Here is an 18217-nt window from a genome sequence, read left to right as displayed (position 1 = left end):
AGGCTCCATCCTGTGGGAGCTGGCTTGCCGGCGATGAGGCCGGTAAAGGCGATACAAATCTAGCGGGCTTTAACGGTCATCTCCCCTTGCCCATCCCCAACGGCCTGCAGGTTCGGCCGATACATCGATTCGACCTGCGGCGGCGGCACGCGGTAGGTGCCGGGGGTTACCGCCCGGGCCAGGTACAGCAGATGGGTGGTGCCGTAGCTGTCCAGCTTGAGCGCGGCAACGTAACGGTCATCGCGGTACTCCTGGTGCACCACGCTGGCGTTCTGCATCGACTCGCGCCATTCCTTCACCGCGCTGCTGGCGTTGTCCAGGCTGGCGGCACTCTGCGCCAGGTTCTGGTTTTCCAGCTCCAGGCCTGCCGGTAGCAAGTCCACCACCAGCGCATCCGGTACTCGGTCTTCAGCCTTGAGCGCCAGGTGCACCAGCACCAGGTCGCCACTGCGCAGGTTGTGCAGATCCAGCGGCTGGCCATTCATGCCCAGGTACTCACGGCGGATCTGCATGCCGTTGCCACCGGCCGCAGGCGCCTGGCGCGGGTAACCCGACAGGGTCAGTTGCTGGTACAGCGTCTCGCTGCCTTGGTTCTGCACACTAAGCGGCGAAGCCAGCAACGGGCCTTCGAGCTTCATGCCGGACTCGGCATTGTTGAACTCGCGTACTTCGCCGGCGCTGTCCAGGCGCGCCTGCCACTGGCCTTCCGGCTTGCCAAGCAGGCTACGGCCAGCCAGGAACAGCGCATTGCGCTCCTGAGTGGACAGCCAGCGGTTGGCCGCCAGTTCATCCGACAGGGCGAACAGGCGCTGGTCGACCTGGCGGCTGGCCAGGTTGCTTTCCTGCAGCAGCGCCAGAATCAGTGCCTGGTCGCGCAGGGCGCTGCCATAGTCGGCCATCCAGCCTTTACCGCGGCTGATGCCCAGGCCCGCCTGCAGGGCCTGCTCGGCACGCGGCTTGTCGCCCATCTTGTCCAGCGCCACCGCCAGTTGCACCAACGGCAGGCCAGAGCGGGCGTCGGCGCGGCGTTCGAACAGACCACGCAGGGCCCCCAAGGGCGCCTGCTGGCTGCGCGACAGCACCAATGCCGCATAGGCCTGCACGGCGAAGCGGGTGTGCTCGGCGTTCTCGCTGTAGTCGACCTCGATCAGGTTGCGCTCCTGCAGGTAGCGCAGCAGGCGCTCGCTGGCCTTCTTCAGCGCTTCGGCCGGCACGCCGTAGCCCTGATCACGGGCACGCAGCAGGAAGTCGGTGACATAGGCGGTCAGCCAGTATTCCTCTTCGCTGTCCGAGCTCCACAGGCCGAAGCTGCCGTTGTAACGCTGCATGCCCAGCAGGTGCTCGATACCCATCTCGATCTTGCGCTTGCGCACATCGGCTGGTTCGCCCTTGATACCCAGGCGCTTGAGGCTGTCGGCATCGGCGTACAGCGATGGGTAGAGGCCGCTGGTGGTCTGCTCCAGGCAACCGTAGGGGTAAGCTTCGAGAGCACGGATCTGCTCGGCCAGGTTCAACGGTGGCCGGCTCGACAAGGCCAGGCTGGCTTCCAGGCCGGCGGGTTCGAAGGCTGCAAGGTCTGCTTCAGGCAGGGTCCATGGCTGATCTTTCAAGGCCACGCGGTAGTGCTTGAGCATCGCCGGGTAGGCCGGGCGCACGCCCAGCGTCCACTCACGCTCGAACGCGCCGGCCGGCTCGTTGGGTAGTTGCAGGCCAGTGACCCGCACATGCACCTTGCCCTGCCCCAGGCCCCCCTGGGCCTGTACCGGAATCATCAGGGTGGAGCGCTGGCCTTCCGCCAGGGCAACGTTCTGCATGGCGTTGGCCGCCAGACTCAGTTGCCCCTCCGTGCTGATTTCAACGCTCAGTTGCTGGGCGCGGCCCGACAGGTTGGCCAGGTCCAGTGCCAGGCTGGTGCGGTCGCCACCGGCCAGGAAGCGCGGCGCGGAGAGCTCGGCAATCAGCGGTGCGGCGACCACGGTCTTGCCTTCGGCCATGCCGAAATGTTCCTCGGTCCAGGCCTGGGCCATCAGCCGCAGTTCGCCATTGAAGTCGGGGATATCGACCGTGGCCTGGCCCTCGCCCTTGTCGTCCAGGGTCACCGGCAGGCTCTGCTGGGCGACGATGGTCACCGTGGTGTTGGGGCGCTTGCCCCCCTTGGCCATTGCCGCGTCACCGCCGAACGCCAGGCTGGCCAGGCGGCCCTGGCCGGCTTCGATCAACTGGCCATAGATATCCAGTTGGTCGGCACCGTAGGCCTTGCGCCCGAACAGGCTGGCGAACGGGTCGGGGGTCTTGAAGTCGGTGATGTTGAGGATGCCTACATCCACCGCCGACAGCAGCACATGCACCTGTCTGGGCACACTGCCATCGGCATTGGCTGCCTTGACCTTCACGGTCAGCGGCTGTTTCGGGCGCATTTTCTCCGGCGCCTGCAGGCTCACCGCCAGCTTGCGCTCGGCACGGTCCAGCGGCAGATGCAGCACGCCCACCGCACGTTTCGGCGTGGCGTTGGCCTTGCGCTCACCCGGGCGAATCACCAGCGCGCTGATGTACAGGTCGTGGCGTGCCCACTGCTTGTCCAGTTGCACATCGAAGGTCTTGCCCTCGGCCGGCACGTCGATTTCCTGCCACCACAGTGGGCCATCGCTGGACTCGATCATCAGGTAGCCACTGCCAGCTGCGGGCGGGGTGACGGTGACCTGGGCGGTAGCGCCGTCAGCGTAGGCCGGTTTGTCCAGTGCCAGCTTGACCTGGTCCGGCCGCACCGCACCGCCTTCGGCGTTGTCCTGGGCACGGTAGCCAGCCCAGAAGCGTGCGCTGGACACCAGGCCAGTCTGCGGGTCTTCCACCTCGACGCGATACGGACCCCATTCCACCTGGAAGCTCAGCTTGGCGGTGGAGCCAGCCTTGACGCTGACGGTCTCTTCGCTCTGGGTGAGGAACTTCTCGTTGTAGGCGTAGCTCCAGCCATCGCTCTGCGAGTAGTTCCAGTAGTAGTCGCGGCGCTCGCGTACCAGCCGCACCTTGAGGTCGTTGGCCGCCAGCTTGTTGCCATCGCGATCGGCCACCAGGAACTCGAACTCCACCGGCCCGTCACTGTCGGTTTCTTCACCGTCGAACAGGCCACGCAGGCCCGGCAAGCGCTCGGCCGGCCAGATGGGTTGTTCCAGGCGCCGGGTGATCGGCCGGCCACCGGACTCCTGCAGGCTGGCCTGCACGGTCAGTTGCAGCGGCGAGCGGGCTTCGGCCCAGCGGCTTTCGATATCGACCACGGCCTTGCCGGCCTGGTCGAGGGTGACTTCGTCCAGCTCCAGGTCCTGGTTCAGCTCGGTTTCGGTGACAGAGCCGAACTGGTAGCCAGGCAGCGCCGGTACCGCCTCGCGTAGCGGGCGAACATAGGCCTGGCCGCTCAGGCGGTTGCCGGCAGCCGGGGCGCCGTAGAGGTAACGGCCATTGACCTGGATGCGCGCATCCTGATCCGGAGTCAACGGTTTGCTGCTGCCCTTGAGCTCCAGCGCCAGGCGCTCGGGCAGGAAGTCTTCGACGAGGAACTCATACACCTGCTTGCGTCCGCCGCCCAGGTCGAGCAGCAGTTGCCAGCGGCCGGTCGGCGCCTCGCTGGCCAGCTGCAGCTGGTACTGGTACAGGCCATTGCCGTCGGCTTCCCAGACGAACTTGCGGCTGACCTGCTCATCCGGGCGACGCACTTCCACACTCACCGGCTGAGCCTTGACCGGCTTGCCGTCCTGGTCGCGCAGCAGGCCGTTGAGCAACACCGTTTCGCCTGGGCGATACAGGTCACGCGGGCCGAAGATGAAGAACTGCAGCGGGTTGGCCTGTGGCCCGGTGATATCGAACTCGGCCAGGTCCAGCGCCGCACTGCTCAGGCGCAGCAGGGTGGTGTGCACACCCTGGGTGGCGATCAGGGTGTCGGCCTTGGGCGTGATCGGCAGTTGGGCATGGCCATCGCTGTCGGTGCTCGCCTGGGCCAGCAGCTTGCCCTTGTCGTCATGGATTTCCAGGGTGACGCCGTTCATCGCCTTGCCACCTTCCAGTGCCTGGGCGAACACATCGAGGCGGTCGCGGTAGCGATGCGCGGACACACCGATGTCACTGAGGGTGAACAGAGTCGCGGGTTGCGAGTAGTCGTAGGTGCCCGAGGCACGCATCACCGCGAGGTACACGCCTGGCTCCTGCAGCGGCTTGATGCCGGCGATCGGCAGCAGCACGGTCTCGCGGGTGTTGCGTGCAGGGTTGAGGTCGAAGCGGCCGCTGTAGACCAGTTCGGCCATGTCCAGGGTTTCCTTGGACTGGTAGTAGTACAAGCTGCTGTTGCGTCCCCAGTTGACGAGGAAGGCCGAGAGCATGTCCGGCTTCACGCGGAAGAATTCGACATCGACCTTGTCGACGTTGAGCGCGATCACCGGCAGGCCCTCGGCCAGCCGCGTGGGCAGCAGCGAACCGCGGCTGGCGAAGCCGATGGTCGGTTGCATGTCGCGGGTTTCCAGGCGAGTGATCGACTCGCTGTCCAGCTGCTTGCCGTTGACCGCCTGCAGGCCCTTGTCGACGGTCAGCACCAGCTTGCGCTGCGGTTCCAGGTGGCGCAGGCGCAGTTCCATCTGGTTGTCGGAGAGTTCCCAGGCGCCGTCGAGCTTGCCTTTGACCGTGTCGACCAGGTGCACTTTGCTGGTGAAGTCCTGCTTGGCCATCGAGCGGTGCCGAGAAGCTGATCGACAGCGTTGCGGCGCCATCGAGCTGCACTTCGGAAACATCCAGCACCGTCAGCTCGCGGCCTTCGTAGCGTTTGGCGAGTACGGCCGGGTCTTCGCGCTTGGGGGCCGGGGTGGCTGCGGGCGCTGTGGCTGCCGGTTTTTCGGCTGGCGCCGGTTTGCCCGGCGTCGAAGAGTCACAGGCACTGAGCAAAGCCAGCGCGCAGGCCAGCAACAATCCTTTGTTGAACATGGAGTAGAACTCTTTGGCAGCGTGTACGTTTAGGGCAGCAACTATAGCGCAACGGCGGGTGCAGTACCCGACGTTACGCGTCAGGTGTGACCATGGTCGCGCGAATGGGTGACCCGACCGTTACACTGTGGCCATTCGTTGAATTGGGGCCGCTTTGCGCCCCAATCGCCGGCAAGCCAGCTCCCACACTGGCCGCATCGAATTCGAGTCATGTGCAATACCTGTGGGAGCTGGCTTGCCGGCGATTGGGCCGCAAGGCGGCCCCTGATAAATCAAGGATTCCAATGTCGCAACTGACCACCGACTGGCAGCACCGCCCCACCCACCACAAGGTCTGGGCCCTGGCCGCGCCGATGATCCTGTCCAATATCTCCGTGCCGCTGGTAGCCCTGGTCGACAGCACCGTCATCGGCCACCTGCCGCACGCCCACCAGCTCGGCGCCGTGGCCGTGGGCGCCACGCTGTTCACTTTCATGGTCGGCCTGATGGGCTTTCTGCGCATGGGTTCCACCGGCTTCGCCGCCCAGGCTGCCGGGCGTGCCGACGGCGCGGCGCTGCGCCAGGTGCTGGTGCAGGGCCTGCTGCTGGCGGTGGCCTTTGCCCTGCTGATCGGCCTGCTCGCCCTGCCCTTCAGCCAGCTGGCGCTGCACGCCATGCAGCCAAGCGAGGCATTGCAGCAATCCACCGAAGACTTCTTCCACACCCGCTTGCTCGGCCTGCCGGCAGCGCTGGCCAGTTATGCGCTGGTCGGCTGGTTCCTCGGCACACAGAACGCACGGGCGCCGCTGGCGATTTTGCTGACCACCAACCTGCTGAACATCGCTCTCAACCTGTGGTTCGTGCTGGGCCTGAACTGGGGCGTGCTGGGCTCGGCACGGGCCTCGGTGATCGCCGAATGGAGCGCCGCGTTGCTCGGCCTTGCCCTGACCCGCCCGGCCCTGCGCGCCTACCCTGGGCAGATCGCCTGGGCAGCACTCAGGCGCTGGCGGGCCTGGCGGCCGCTGCTGGCGGTGAACCGCGACATCTTCCTGCGCAGCCTGGCGCTGCAGCTGGTGTTCCTACTGATCACCGTGCAGGGCGCACGCTTGGGTGAAGCCACGGTGGCGGCCAATGCCCTGCTGCTTAACGGCTTGCTGCTGACTGCCTATGCCCTCGACGGGCTGGCGCATGCAGTGGAGGCCCTGTGCGGGCATGCCATTGGTGCTCGCGACCGCGACACCCTGCGCCGCTCGCTGGTGGTGGCCTGTGGCTGGTCGCTGATCACCAGCCTGGGGTTTGCCGGGTTGTTCCTGCTGGGTGGGCACCTGTTCATCGATTTGCAGACCGACATCGAGAGTGTGCGTGCGGCGGCTTACCCGTACTTGCCGTACCTGGCGTTGCTGCCACTGATTGCGGTGTGGAGTTACTTGCTGGATGGGCTGTTCATCGGCGCGACCCGGGCGCGGGAGATGCGTAACGCAATGTTGGTGTCGGTAGTGATTGCGCTGCCGTTGGGCGTGCTCATGGGTAGCCTTGGCAACCATGGACTGTGGTTGGCCTTCCTCGGGTTCATGGCGTTGCGGGCGGTGACGTTGGGGTGGGTGGGGTGGCGGTTGCAGGAAAAAGGGCTTTGGGTTCAGTGACGCCGGGGGCCGCTTTGCGGCCCATCGCGACACAAGGCCGCTCCTACAGGAGATCGTGGAGCGTCCTGGTATTACGATCCCCTTGTAGGAGCGGCCTTGTGTCGCGAAATGAGGGCGAAGCCCTCACCTGCAGACTCACAGCCACACACAATCCCAATGAGGATAATCACCAGCCCGCCGCACCAGGCCAGCCCGAATGGGGTTGGCGATGATATAGCGGGCAGCGGCCTTTATATCCTCCTCCTTGCGCAGGGCCCGGTCATAAAAGCCGGGCTGCCAGATGTGTTGTCGATCGGCACCTTTACGGTAGAGCGCGCAACTGCTTCGCGACTTGAAGGCACACATGAGTTTACCCAGGCTGGCCGGGCCGAGCTCGACCAGCCAGTGCAGGTGGTCTGGCATCAACACCCAGGCCAGCGAACGGCAACTCCCCTCTCGATCACTCAGCCACAACTGCCGAATGGCCGAACGCGCAAACCAGAGATTCTCGAACAACGGGCGGCGATGACATGTGATGGTGGTTAGCAGGTAGAGCCGGCCTGGCTCTGAAAAGCGCCCTTGGCGCAAACGATGGTTGCCGTGACGATCCATGTCGACTTCCTTTGAACGTTGCATTCACAGGATAGGCGTGGTGATGAAAGACATCCCCGGTGGATCGTTACCGAGTATGACGCGGTGAGGGCTGCGCCCTCAGATCGCGACACAAGGCCGCTCCCACATCAGATCGCGCACCATGTGGTTCGCGATTTCCCGCGCAATTCCTTATGGTTTCGCGGTCCGCTGTAGGAGCGGCCTTGTGTCGCGATGGGCCGCAAAGCGGCCCCCGAAGTTTATGACGACAGGTACGAAGACCGGGTCAGACCAAGGCGCAAGGCATCCAGGTACTGGGTCCGCTCACGCGCGGTGATCCTGGCGCTGGCCACCTTGTCACGGTAGTGCGTCATCAACTCCTCCGGCGACAGGTGCACGTAGCGCAGCATGTCCTCGATGGTGTCGTGGGTCTCGATACCGGCGTGGTACACGCTACCATCGGCGTTCTGGTAGATGTTCACCGAGTCGGTGTCACCAAACAGGTTGTGCATGTCACCAAGGATTTCCTGGTAGGCACCGACCAGGAACACACCCAGCAGGTAGTCCTCGCCCTCCTTCACCGCATGCACCGGCATGCTGGTCTCGATGCTCTGCTCGTCGACGTACTGGTTGATCTTGCCGTCGGAGTCGCAGGTCAGGTCCTGCAGTACGGCACGGCGCATTGGCTCTTCGTCCAGGCGGTGCAGCGGGATGATCGGCAGTACCTGGCCGATGGCCCAGGTGTCCGGCAGGCTCTGGAACACCGAGAAGTTGCAGATGTACTTGTCGGCCAGCTTGTCGTTCAGCTCGTCCAGCACCTGGCGGTGCGAGCGCTGGCGGGCTTTCAGCGAGTTGTGCAGGCGGCGGCACACGGCGAAGTAGCACTGTTCCGCCAGGGCTTTCTCGGCCAGGCTGATCTTGCCATCGGCATACTGCGCAGCCACGTCACCCATGTAATGGGTGGCGCGCCAGTAGGTCTCGGTGACCATCTCGATGTCGGTCGGGCCGAGCAGGTCGACCAGCCATTGCACGGTTTCCGGCAGGGCTTCTTTGTTGTCGATGGTCGGTACGTCGTCGTTGTGCTTCTCGACGTCGGTCACCTGGATCACCAGCATGGCGTGGTGCGCTGTCAACGAACGGCCGCTCTCGGAGAAGATGTGCGGATGCGGCAAGCCCTGCGCGTCGCAGAACTCCTTGAGCATGCCCACCACCACGCCGGCGTAGTCGTCCATGTCGTAGTTGATCGAGCTGGCATTGCGCGAGTGGGTACCGTCGTAGTCCACGCCCAAACCGCCGCCCACGTCGATATGGTCGACCGGCAGGCCCAACGCACGCAGCTCACCGTAGTAACGGATGGCTTCCTTGAAACCGTGCTGGTAGTCGGCCAGGTTGGCAATCTGCGAGCCCATGTGGAAGTGCAGCAGGCGGATACCCTGGTCCAGGCCGGCATCGCGGAAGCGCTGCACCACCGAAATCAGCTGGGCGGCGGACAAGCCGAACTTGGACTTCTCGCCACCGGTGTCGGCCCACTTGCTCGAGGCCAGCGACGACAGGCGCACGCGTAGCCCGACCTGTGGTTTGACCTTTAACTCCGCGGCCTCCTCGATCACCAGGGCCACTTCCGACTCTTTCTCGATGACGATGAACACGTTGTGGCCAAGCTTCTGGCCCATCAGCGCCAGGCGGATGAACTCACGGTCCTTGTAGCCGTTGCAGACGATGGTGCCGCCCTTCGGCGCCAGCGCCAGCACGGCCAGCAGCTCAGGCTTGGAGCCGGCTTCCAGGCCAATCGAAACGTTCTGCGTGGCGATGATGTTTTCCACCACCGCTTCCTGCTGGTTGACCTTGATCGGGTACAGCGCGGTGTACTTGCTCTGGTATTCCAGGCGCGCGATGTTGGCGTCGAAGGCGCCGGTCAGTTGGCGCACGCGGTCCTGCAGAATGTCGGGGAAGCGCACCAGCAATGGCAGCGACAAGCCGCTCTGGCGCAGTTCGTCGACCTGTTCGAACAGGTCGATCGGTGCACTTTTCGGGCCGTTGGGGCGTACTTCGACGCGCCCGGCTTCATTGATGGCGAAATAACCAGCGCCCCAATGGCGGATGCCATAAACACTGCGGCTGTCGGCCACGGTCCATTGGCTACCATCGTCTTTGCGTGTGCGTCGTACGGACATTCAAGTCCCCTATAGATAAGTCGAAGACACTGCCCCGCGAGGAGGCGGGCGCAGTGTAAAAGCCAAAAATGACGATTCGTCCGTGCCCTGGGATAGACCCTGGTCACGGCAACGAGTTTAGAAAGCACTGGGCAAAAAATCGCGTGGCCGCCTCAGCCGCCGGATTTTTTCGCCTTGAAGCCCTGCTTGGTCAGCTCACCGATCAGCAGCTCGACATGGTCGCCCTGGATCTCGATGACCCCATCCTTCAGCGCGCCACCAGTACCACAGCGGCGCTTGAGGGTAGAGGCCAGCTCCTTGAGCTGGTCGAGCGGCAGCGGCACGCCGGTGACGGTGGTCACGGTCTTGCCGCCGCGCCCCTTGCTTTCGCGGCGCACACGGGCGATGCCATCGCCTTCGGGGATGACCTGCTGCTTGCAGGTACAGGCATCCACCGGCTGGCCACAGTCGGGGCAGTGCCGACCGGCGTCGGTGGAGTAAACGAGACCGCCAAGGGCGGCGAAGGAAGAAGCTTTCTTGGCCACTTTTGTTCCTCGGTGCTGAGGACAAAAACTGGTCGGCCCCAGGGGTTGAGCCCGACCGCGAAGCCCCACTCTGGCAGGGGCGGCGCTACCACCGCAAGACCTGCGGCAGCCCGAAAAGGGCGCGCAGTTTAACGATAAATGCGGCTGTTGCTAAGTACCGGAATGCGGCATTTTGCGAATGTTTTGCGACTATTCGCGGGCACGCCCGCTCCCACAGGTACGGCGCCGCATCTGGAGGCTGCGCAATACCTGTGGGAGCGGGCGTGCCCGCGAAAGTGCCGGCACTGCCAAAACAACTATCCCAGGCTGGCTCTATAGCGCTGCAACGCCGCAAGGGAGTCCGGGCAATACGGCTTCGTCAGGCGTTCTTGCTCAGCCTGCTCCAGGCTAATGAACCTCGCCTCGCTCACCTCTTCCGGCTGCAAGCGCAACGGCGCATCCGACACCGCCGAATACACCGCACACCACAAACGGTTATCCGGCTGGTCAAAGTAGAACCGCTCATGAAAATGCAGCGCCACACCAGCGATCCCCAGCTCCTCGGCCAGCTCACGCGCCGCCGAATCGGCATACGCCTCCCCGGCCGTCACCATGCCACCCGCCGCCACGTCCCAGTACCCCGGGTACAGCGCCTTGCTCAGGGTGCGCCGGTGCACGCACAGTTCACCAGCACTGTTGAACAGCAGAATGAACGTGCAACGCCCGATCAGGCCGCGCTCGCGCAGTTCGGCGCGGGGCATGGCGCCCAGCACCTGGTCGGCTTCGTCCACCCAAGTGACCAGTTCGCGGTCGGAAGCCGCCCGGTGGGCGGCCTCGTTTGGGCTGATAGCCATCATCAACCCTGCGACAGCAGCTGACGCAGGTCGATGACCGCGGCGTTGGCCCGGGAAATGTAGTTGGCCATGACCAGCGAATGGTTGGCCCACATGCCGAAGCCACTGCCGTTGAGCACCATCGGGCTCCACAGCGCTTCCTGCGAGGCTTCCAGCTCACGAATGATCTGGCGCACGCTGACCGTGGCGTTCTTCTTCGCCAGCACATCGGCAAAGTCCACCTCGATGGCACGCAGCAGGTGCGACAGCGCCCAGGCCTGGCCACGGGCTTCATAGAACACGTTGTCGATCTGCAGCCATGGGGTTTCCACCAGTTCCTCGTCCACCTGCGGCGCCTGGCCGGCGACCACCGACTCGGTCTTCAGCGTGGTGTTGAGCTTGACCCGGCCAACGCTGGCCGACAGGCGCTGCGACAGCGAGCCCAGACGGGTGGCTACATCACCCAGCCAGTTGTTCAGGTTATCGGCACGGGTGTAGAAGATCGCGCCCTTGTCACCGGCAGCCAGACGGGTCTGGTAGCGGGTCAGCGACTTGATGCCCTCTTCGAACTCCGACTCGCTCGACGGCAGGATCCAGCTCTTGTTGTCGAAGTTGAAACGCGGCTCGGCCTTGGCCAGGTCGGCGTCTTCGGTGGATTGCGACTGCGAACGGGCGAAGTCCTTGCGCAGGGCACGGGACAAGTCGCGCACCTGGACCAGCACGCCATATTCCCAGCTCGGCATGTTGTCCATCCACAGCCCTGGCGGGAAGCGGTCGTTGGAAATGTAGCCACCCGGCTTGTTCAGCAAGGTGCCGGCCACGGTCTTGAGGGTTTCGATAGTGGTGTAGCCCACCACCATCTGCTGGCCAGTGCGCTCGGCTGCGGCCTGGGCGTTCTGCTGCACCGGGAACAGGGCCGGCTCCTGGCTCCAGTACCAGCCCAGGCCGATACACACCAGCAGGTACAACCCGATCAGGGTCCCCAGGGCACGGCTCCAGAGGCCGCCAAGGTAGCTACGGGCGGCGGCGCCACGGCCATCGACACGCTCGCGGGGCTCGGCTTTGGCCTCGCGGTTTTTCCAGTCCAGCATGGCTTTGTCCTTAATCAGTCACGACGGTTCAGGGGCTTGGACCACAGGCCTGCGTCAGGGTGCCACGGCAAGCCCGCGTGGCAGCACTATAAAGCAGACACCGCCTTACGCATAAGCGACCAATCGGTCAGCAACTGAATATTCGTTCTGCCCGCTTTGTTGATGCAGGGCAGTCACGCACCTGAAAAGAACTGCTAGCATAGAGCCATCATTGCCCCTGCACACCCCAACCTACAAGTAGCCAGGACATGAGCCAAGCAGCCGAGCCGAGCCCGTTGTGCCCCGCCCAACAGCTGACGCGTAGCGGCCTGCGCAAGGATGACCCGCTCGACCAGGTGCTGCTACCGCCCCTGCGCAAGCCGGTGTACATCTTGCTGCAGGACCACGAGCGTGCCCAGCGCCTGGCCCAGCAACTGGAATTCTTTGGCCTGGTGGTGCAGGCGCTGGCCAGCGCTGCGGCGTTCAAGGCCTCGATCAATGAATACCCGCCCTCGGCCATCATCATGGATGTCGACTTCAACGGTGCCGGCCAAGGCCTGCTGCTGGCGGCCCAGGTGCAGCAGGGGCTGGCCCGGCACATACCGCTGCTGTTCTTCAGCCACCAGGAAACCGACACCCCGACCCGCCTGGCCGCCGTGCGCGCCGGTGCCCAGGACTTTCTTACCGGTACCCTGGAAGCCTCCAGCCTGCTGGAAAAGGTCGAGCTGCTGACCAATGCCACCCCGCACGACCCGTTGCGCGTGCTGATCATCGACGACTCGCGCACACAGGCCCTGTACACCGAGCGCGTGCTGGCCAGCGCCGGCATGATCACCCGCAGCCTGACCGACCCGATCCGCACCATGGCCGAGCTGGCCGACTTCCAGCCCGACCTGATCATCCTCGACCTGTACATGCCGGCCTGTACCGGCCCTGAGCTGGCCAAGGTAATCCGCCACAGCGACCGTTATGTGAGTGTGCCGATCATCTACCTGTCTGCCGAGGACGACCTGGACAAGCAGCTGGACGCCATGAGCGAAGGCGGTGATGACTTCCTGACCAAACCGTTTCGCTCACGCCACCTGATCACTACCGTGCGCAACCGCGCCGCCCGTGCCCGGCACCTGAAGGCACGCATGGTGCGCGACAGCCTGACCGGGTTGTACAACCACACCCACATCCTGCAACTGCTGGAGGACTGCAGCTTCCGCGCCCGTCGTGAGCAGCAGCCGTTGAGCTTTGCCATGCTCGATATCGACCACTTCAAGAAGATCAACGACCGCCACGGCCACCCAATGGGCGACCGGGTGATCAAGAGCCTGGCGCTGTTTCTCAAGCAGCGCTTGCGCAAGACCGACTTCATTGGCCGTTATGGTGGCGAAGAGTTCGCCGTTGTGATGCCCAATACCGCGCTGGACGCGGCGCACAAGGTGCTGGATGAAATCCGCCGGCGCTTTGCCGAGATTCTCTACCCGGCGCAGCCTCGGGACTTGCAGTGCACCTTCAGTGCCGGGGTGGTGCAGCTGGATGAGGGGCTGGATGCGCTGACCATGGCTAGTGCGGCGGATGAGGCGCTGTACCGGGCCAAGCATGCCGGGCGTAATTGCGTGGTGCGTGTAGAACCCTGAGTGCTTCATCGCCTGTACCGACCTTTTCGCGGGCATGCCCGCTCCCACAGGGATTGCGCTGCATTCAGGTCTGGTAGATAGCCTGTGGGAGCGGGCGAGCCCGCGAAGAGGCCAGTACAGGCAATACAGATACAGGCACTGTGCCACTTTTTTATGGCGCCAACCCCCTGTCGTCATCACCCCGTCACGAAATCGCAATAACTTCAGCCACCGACCTCTCCCCTCCCCGCAGGAAGCTCGCGGCTATGCGCCTGAAGTGGCTGACCAATTTCAACACCCTGTTGCTGGTAACCGTGTGTATCGCCCTGGGCGCCACCTTGTGGTGGTCGCAGCGTGCCCTGGAGCGCCCCTACCAACTGATGGAGCGCTACCTGGGCCTGTCCCAGCAGTTTCAGAACCAGGCGGCCGGCAACATCCAGGCTTATCTGGCCAGCGGCGATGCCCTGCGCCACGCTGCGGCAATTCAGGCCAACCAGCAGCTGCAGGCCGCGCTGACCGAATTGCCCACCGAGCTGGCCGATAAACTGCGCCCCAGTCTGGACAACCTGCAAGCCTTTACTGCCGAAGAACTGCTAGCCGCCGGCAAGCTGGCCGGCGACCCGCAAGCGCTGCTGCTGCAGGCCGAGCGGGAACTGGGCGCCAACTTCGAGCAGCTTGCTGGCTACGCCCGCGACAGCGGCAGCACCGACGCCAACCGCTACCTGGTGCCCTTGCTCGACGCCAGCGTGCACCTCGGCCGCCTGTCGCTGGCCCGCGACAAGCTGGTCAGCAGCGGCCGCCCGGAGCTGGCCGACGAGGTGGAGCGCGAGCTGCAACTGATCCGCGCCCAGGCACAGGCGATCGACGCCTTGCCGTTGCTGGGCGTAACCCGCACCGCCGAATCCGGTGCTGACGACTTCGCCGCGATGATGGGCCTGGAAACCCAGGCCAGCGCCCAGCAGGAAGACATTGCCGTTGGCCTCAAGCGCGAACTGCAGAGCCTGCTCAGCCGCTACCCGGCCGAACTGCAGCGCACCCGCGAACAGATCGAGCGCCGCGTCGCCCTGGCCGCCAGCACTGGCCAGCGCCTGGCAGCCGTGCAGCAGGCCATTGCGGCACTGGAGCCCGAGGTACGCGCCCAGCATGCGAAAATTGCCGCCGAAGTCCGCATCATCCAGGGCCTGATGATCGGCCTGATCCTGCTTATCGCCCTGCTTGTCGACACTCTGCAACGCCGCCTGGCGTGCACCCTGACCGGCTTGGCGCCGGCCCTGTCACGCTGGGCCGAGGGCGACTTCGCCGCAGCCATCGCCCTGGGCAACACCAACCGCGAACTGCGCGACATCCAGGAATCGCTCAACCGTCTGCGCCAGTACCTGGTGGAACTGGTGGGCACCATCCGCCACAACGCCGAACAGGTGGCTGGCAGCAGCCATGCCCTGGCCGGCATGAGCGCCGCCCTGCATGACGGCGCCGAACGCCAGGCCGGCGACACCGGGCAGATCCGCGATGCCCTGGGCGAACTGGAAGCAACCATTCAGCAAGTGGCCGGCGACGCCAGCGCCGCCGCCGACGCCAGCCGCGATGCCGGGCGTGCAGTGGAGCAAGGCCAGGCGGTGATTGGCCAGAGTCTGTCCGGCTTGCGTGAGCTGGTCGATGAAGTGCAGGGCAATGCCCGCATGATCGAGCAACTGGCGGAGGAATCGGCCACCATCGGCGGCGTGCTGACGGTGATCCGCTCGATTGCCGAGCAGACCAACCTGCTGGCACTGAATGCCGCGATCGAAGCGGCCCGGGCCGGTGAGATGGGCCGTGGTTTTGCCGTGGTGGCCGATGAGGTGCGTTCACTGGCACAGCGCACCACCGGGGCTACCGGCGAAATTCAGGCGCTGATCGACCGCTTGCAGCAGGCCGCCAGAAGTTCGGTGGCCGGGATGCGTGCGCAACTGGAGCATGCCGAGGCCACGGCCAACCAGGCCCAGGCGGCGGATGGGGCGCTGGACGAGATTGTCTGTGCCATTCGCACCATTTCGGACACTGCGGTGCGGATTGCCGATGTCACGGCGCAGCAGAGCGGTGCCGTGAGCGAGATTCGCGACCACAGCGAGCGGATTCACGAGTTGGGTGAGGACAACCTGCAGCGCATTGGCGAGGGGCGCGAGCAAGGCGAGCAGTTGCTGAGCCTGGGGGGTGAACTGAACCGGGCGGTGCGGGCCTTCAGAGTCTAGGTTGGCCTGTACCGGCCTCTTCGCGGGCATGCCCGCTCCCACAGGGATAGCGCATGGCTTGAGGTTTATGCGGTCGAGGTGGGAGCGGGTTTACCCGCGAAGAGGCCGGCACAGGCAGCACATGAGCCAGCGGCCATGTGTCGCCCCTGATACCGCCATGGCCCCAACCCGCACCAACTCCGCTATCATGCCCGGCACGTTCCACCTCGCGAGTCCGCCATGCGCCGCCTGTTTTTCCTGCTGTTCCTGCTGCTGGCCAGCCCTGTCTTCGCCACGGGCCTGCTCGACAACCGCCCCAGCGCCACCCTCGGTGCTGCTTCGCTGGCCAACAATGCCGAGTTCCTGCCGGTACACGAGGCCTTCAAGCTCAGCCTGGTCCAGGCCGATGCGCAAACCATCAAGCTGCGCTTCGTCGCCACCGATGGCTACTACCTCTACCGGCACCGCTTCCAGTTCCGCACCGAACCGGCCGACATTGCCCTGGGCACGCCAAACATCCCCAAAGGCGAGGCCAAGCACGATGAATTCTTCGGCGATGTCGAGGTGTACCACGGCGTGCTCGACATCGACTTGCCGCGCAACGACCCGCGCGCCTTCACCCTGCTGGTGGGCTACCAGGGTTGCGCCGACAAAGGTCTGTGCTACCCCCCGGAAACCGCACGCCTGAGCATCGATGGCGAAGCCGGCGCAAGCACGTCGGCCGCCGCTGAACGGGCCTGGACCTGGAAGTCGCTGCTGCTGTTCTTCCTCGCCGGGGTCGGCCTTACCTTCACCCCCTGCGTGCTGCCGATGCTGCCGATCCTCTCCGGCGTGGTGCTGCGTGGCCAGGCCGGCGGCCTGCGCGGGCTGGCGCTGTCGCTGGCCTATGTGCTACCGATGGCAGCCAGCTTCGCGGTACTCGGCGCCCTGATGGGGCTGTTCGGCGCCGGCCTTAACCTGCAGGCGCGCCTGCAGTCGGCCTGGGTGCTGGTGCCCTTCGCGCTGTTCTTCGTGGTGTTCGCCCTGGCCATGTTCGGCTTGTTCGAACTGAAACTGCCGCAAGCCCTGAACAACCGCCTGAACAACGTCGCCAGCCACACCCGGGGCGGCTCGTTGCTGGGTGCGGCAATCCTCGGCGTACTCTCCAGCCTGCTGGTTTCGCCCTGTGTGTCGGCGCCGCTGGCCGGTGCGTTGCTGTACATCAGCGCCAGCGGCGATGCCTTGGGCGGCGCACTCAAGCTGTTCGCCCTGGGCCTGGGCATGGGCACACCCTTGCTGCTGGTGGCCACCGGCGGCTCGGCCTGGCTGCCGAAGAGCGGCCCTTGGCTGAATACGGTGAAGAACGCCATCGGCGTGCTGCTGCTGGGCCTGGCCATCGGCTTGCTCAGCCGTGTGTTGCCAGGGCCGGTGACCTTACTGCTGGTCGGGTTCCTCGCCGCGGGCGTGGCGCTGTTCCTCGGCGCCCTCGAGTTCGTCGTCAAGACCGCACGCCAGCGCCTGGCCCAACTGCTTGGCCTGGCCTTGCTGGTGTATGCCCTGGCCTGCTGGTACGGCGCCCTCAGTGGCCAGGGCGACCCGCTACGCCCACTGCCGCCTGCAACCATTGTGGCCACCGGCAACGGCCCGACGGTGCAGGCGGATAGCTGGCAGACCGTCACTACCCCCGCCGCACTGGACGCCGCACTGGCCCAGGCCAAGGCGGCTGGCCAGCCGGTGTTGCTGGACTGGTACGCCGACTGGTGCATCAGTTGCAAGGTGATCGAGCGAGAGGTGCTCACCGCCCCGCAGGTGCAAACGCAACTGGCCGGCTTCAAGCTGCTGCGTTTCGACATCACCGAAAGCAATGCCGAACAACGCAGCCTGCTCGACCGCTACCAGTTGTTCGGCCCTCCCGCCCTGTTGTTCTTTGCAGCGAACGGTAGCGAAATAACCGCTGATCGGGTCATTGGCGAGATAAATGGCGGTGAATTTGCGCAAATTCTGACACGCGTGCGCGACAAAGTCGGTCTATAACTTCCCGCAAGCTGTGAAAAATCCTGAAATCAGTGACCGGATTCAATTGTTTGGTCACATACTTCGCGCGAACCTCGGACATCGTGCTGGCTATTGCCGGGAACTGGACACTTGCCGTCGCTTTACGGCACACTCGCCGCGCTGTGTCGAATTGCCCTACAAATCCAAGGAATCCGCAGATGGCAACGCTACTGGTGCTTCACGGCCCCAACCTCAACCTGCTCGGTACCCGCGAGCCTGGCCACTACGGCGCCGTGACCCTGGCCCAGATCAACCAGGACCTGGAGCAACGTGCCCGCGCCGCAGGCCACCATCTGCAATACCTGCAGAGCAATGCCGAATACGAACTGATCGACCGCATTCACGCCGCACGCAATGAGGGTGTGGACTTCATCCTGATCAATCCGGCTGCTTTCACCCACACAAGCGTCGCATTACGTGACGCATTGCTTGCGGTGAGCATCCCATTCATCGAAGTGCACCTGTCCAACGTGCACAAACGCGAACCGTTCCGTCACCACTCCTACTTTTCCGATGTTGCCGTAGGGGTGATCTGCGGCCTGGGCGCCAGCGGTTATCGCCTGGCCCTGGAGTCCGCGCTGGAACAACTGGCTGCCAACGCACAGCCCAAATGATGAAAACCCTGGCCTCAGTGG

Annotated in this window: 10 protein-coding genes and 1 pseudogene; 5 read left to right on the top strand and 6 right to left on the bottom strand. The window is 64.6% G+C overall.

Features of this window, described 5'->3' with window-relative positions:
- Positions 1-59: 59 nt before the first annotated feature.
- Positions 60-4962 (bottom strand): annotated as a pseudogene (locus QIY50_13640) (alpha-2-macroglobulin).
- A gap of 284 nt (positions 4963-5246) precedes the next feature.
- On the opposite strand from QIY50_13640, the gene QIY50_13635 reads away from it, so the two are divergent.
- On the top strand, positions 5247-6584 hold the full coding sequence (locus tag QIY50_13635) for an MATE family efflux transporter (GenBank protein ID WGV18534.1): 1338 nt from the start codon (positions 5247-5249) through the stop codon (positions 6582-6584).
- 135 nt (positions 6585-6719) lie between these two features.
- On the opposite strand, the gene QIY50_13630 is transcribed toward QIY50_13635, so the two are convergent.
- The 5 genes from QIY50_13630 to QIY50_13610 all read right to left on the bottom strand — a co-directional run bounded on the left by QIY50_13630 (position 6720) and on the right by QIY50_13610 (position 11755).
- On the bottom strand, positions 6720-7175 hold the full coding sequence (locus QIY50_13630; protein ID WGV18533.1) for a transposase: 456 nt from the start codon (positions 7173-7175) through the stop codon (positions 6720-6722).
- A gap of 239 nt (positions 7176-7414) precedes the next feature.
- Complete coding sequence (speA, locus tag QIY50_13625; GenBank protein WGV18532.1) at positions 7415-9328, bottom strand: arginine decarboxylase; 1914 nt, start codon at positions 9326-9328, stop codon at positions 7415-7417.
- A 152-nt stretch (positions 9329-9480) separates the two neighbouring features.
- On the bottom strand, positions 9481-9852 hold the full coding sequence (locus QIY50_13620) for a translation initiation factor Sui1 (GenBank protein WGV18531.1): 372 nt from the start codon (positions 9850-9852) through the stop codon (positions 9481-9483).
- 296 nt (positions 9853-10148) lie between these two features.
- A complete protein-coding gene (locus QIY50_13615) occupies positions 10149-10685 on the bottom strand; it encodes an NUDIX hydrolase (protein WGV18530.1) in 537 nt (178 codons plus the stop codon).
- A 2-nt stretch (positions 10686-10687) separates the two neighbouring features.
- Positions 10688-11755, bottom strand: a complete 1068-nt coding sequence (locus QIY50_13610) for a DUF2333 family protein (GenBank protein WGV18529.1) — start codon at positions 11753-11755, stop codon at positions 10688-10690.
- Positions 11756-12003: 248 nt separating this feature from the next.
- Here QIY50_13610 and QIY50_13605 point away from each other — a divergent pair, with 248 nt between their 5' ends.
- The 4 genes from QIY50_13605 (at position 12004) to aroQ (ending at position 18196) form a co-directional block, all read left to right on the top strand.
- Entirely contained in the window at positions 12004-13362 is a 1359-nt protein-coding gene (locus QIY50_13605; protein ID WGV18528.1) for a diguanylate cyclase, read from the top strand.
- Between the two features lie 245 nt (positions 13363-13607).
- On the top strand, positions 13608-15569 hold the full coding sequence (locus tag QIY50_13600) for a methyl-accepting chemotaxis protein (GenBank protein ID WGV18527.1): 1962 nt from the start codon (positions 13608-13610) through the stop codon (positions 15567-15569).
- A 219-nt stretch (positions 15570-15788) separates the two neighbouring features.
- Positions 15789-17561: a protein-disulfide reductase DsbD gene (locus QIY50_13595; GenBank protein ID WGV18526.1), complete on the top strand. Its 1773-nt coding sequence runs from the start codon at positions 15789-15791 to the stop codon at positions 17559-17561.
- 179 nt (positions 17562-17740) lie between these two features.
- Positions 17741-18196 carry a type II 3-dehydroquinate dehydratase gene (gene aroQ, locus QIY50_13590; protein WGV18525.1) on the top strand — a complete coding sequence of 152 codons (456 nt, stop codon included), beginning with the start codon at positions 17741-17743 and terminating at the stop codon, positions 18194-18196.
- The last annotated feature ends 21 nt before the right edge of the window (positions 18197-18217 follow it).

Source organism: Pseudomonas putida, from assembly GCA_029953615.1.
GTDB lineage: Bacteria > Pseudomonadota > Gammaproteobacteria > Pseudomonadales > Pseudomonadaceae > Aquipseudomonas.
This window is presented reverse-complemented; position numbering and strand designations above follow the sequence as displayed.

Coding starts and splice junctions, on each gene's coding strand:
- speA (WGV18532.1), bottom strand. CDS start 9,328: ATGTCCGTACGACGCACACGCAAAGACGATGGTAGCCAATGGACCGTG.
- aroQ (WGV18525.1), top strand. CDS start 17,741: ATGGCAACGCTACTGGTGCTTCACGGCCCCAACCTCAACCTGCTCGGT.
- QIY50_13600 (WGV18527.1), top strand. CDS start 13,608: ATGCGCCTGAAGTGGCTGACCAATTTCAACACCCTGTTGCTGGTAACC.
- QIY50_13615 (WGV18530.1), bottom strand. CDS start 10,685: ATGGCTATCAGCCCAAACGAGGCCGCCCACCGGGCGGCTTCCGACCGC.
- QIY50_13635 (WGV18534.1), top strand. CDS start 5,247: ATGTCGCAACTGACCACCGACTGGCAGCACCGCCCCACCCACCACAAG.
- QIY50_13595 (WGV18526.1), top strand. CDS start 15,789: ATGCGCCGCCTGTTTTTCCTGCTGTTCCTGCTGCTGGCCAGCCCTGTC.
- QIY50_13610 (WGV18529.1), bottom strand. CDS start 11,755: ATGCTGGACTGGAAAAACCGCGAGGCCAAAGCCGAGCCCCGCGAGCGT.
- QIY50_13605 (WGV18528.1), top strand. CDS start 12,004: ATGAGCCAAGCAGCCGAGCCGAGCCCGTTGTGCCCCGCCCAACAGCTG.
- QIY50_13630 (WGV18533.1), bottom strand. CDS start 7,175: ATGGATCGTCACGGCAACCATCGTTTGCGCCAAGGGCGCTTTTCAGAG.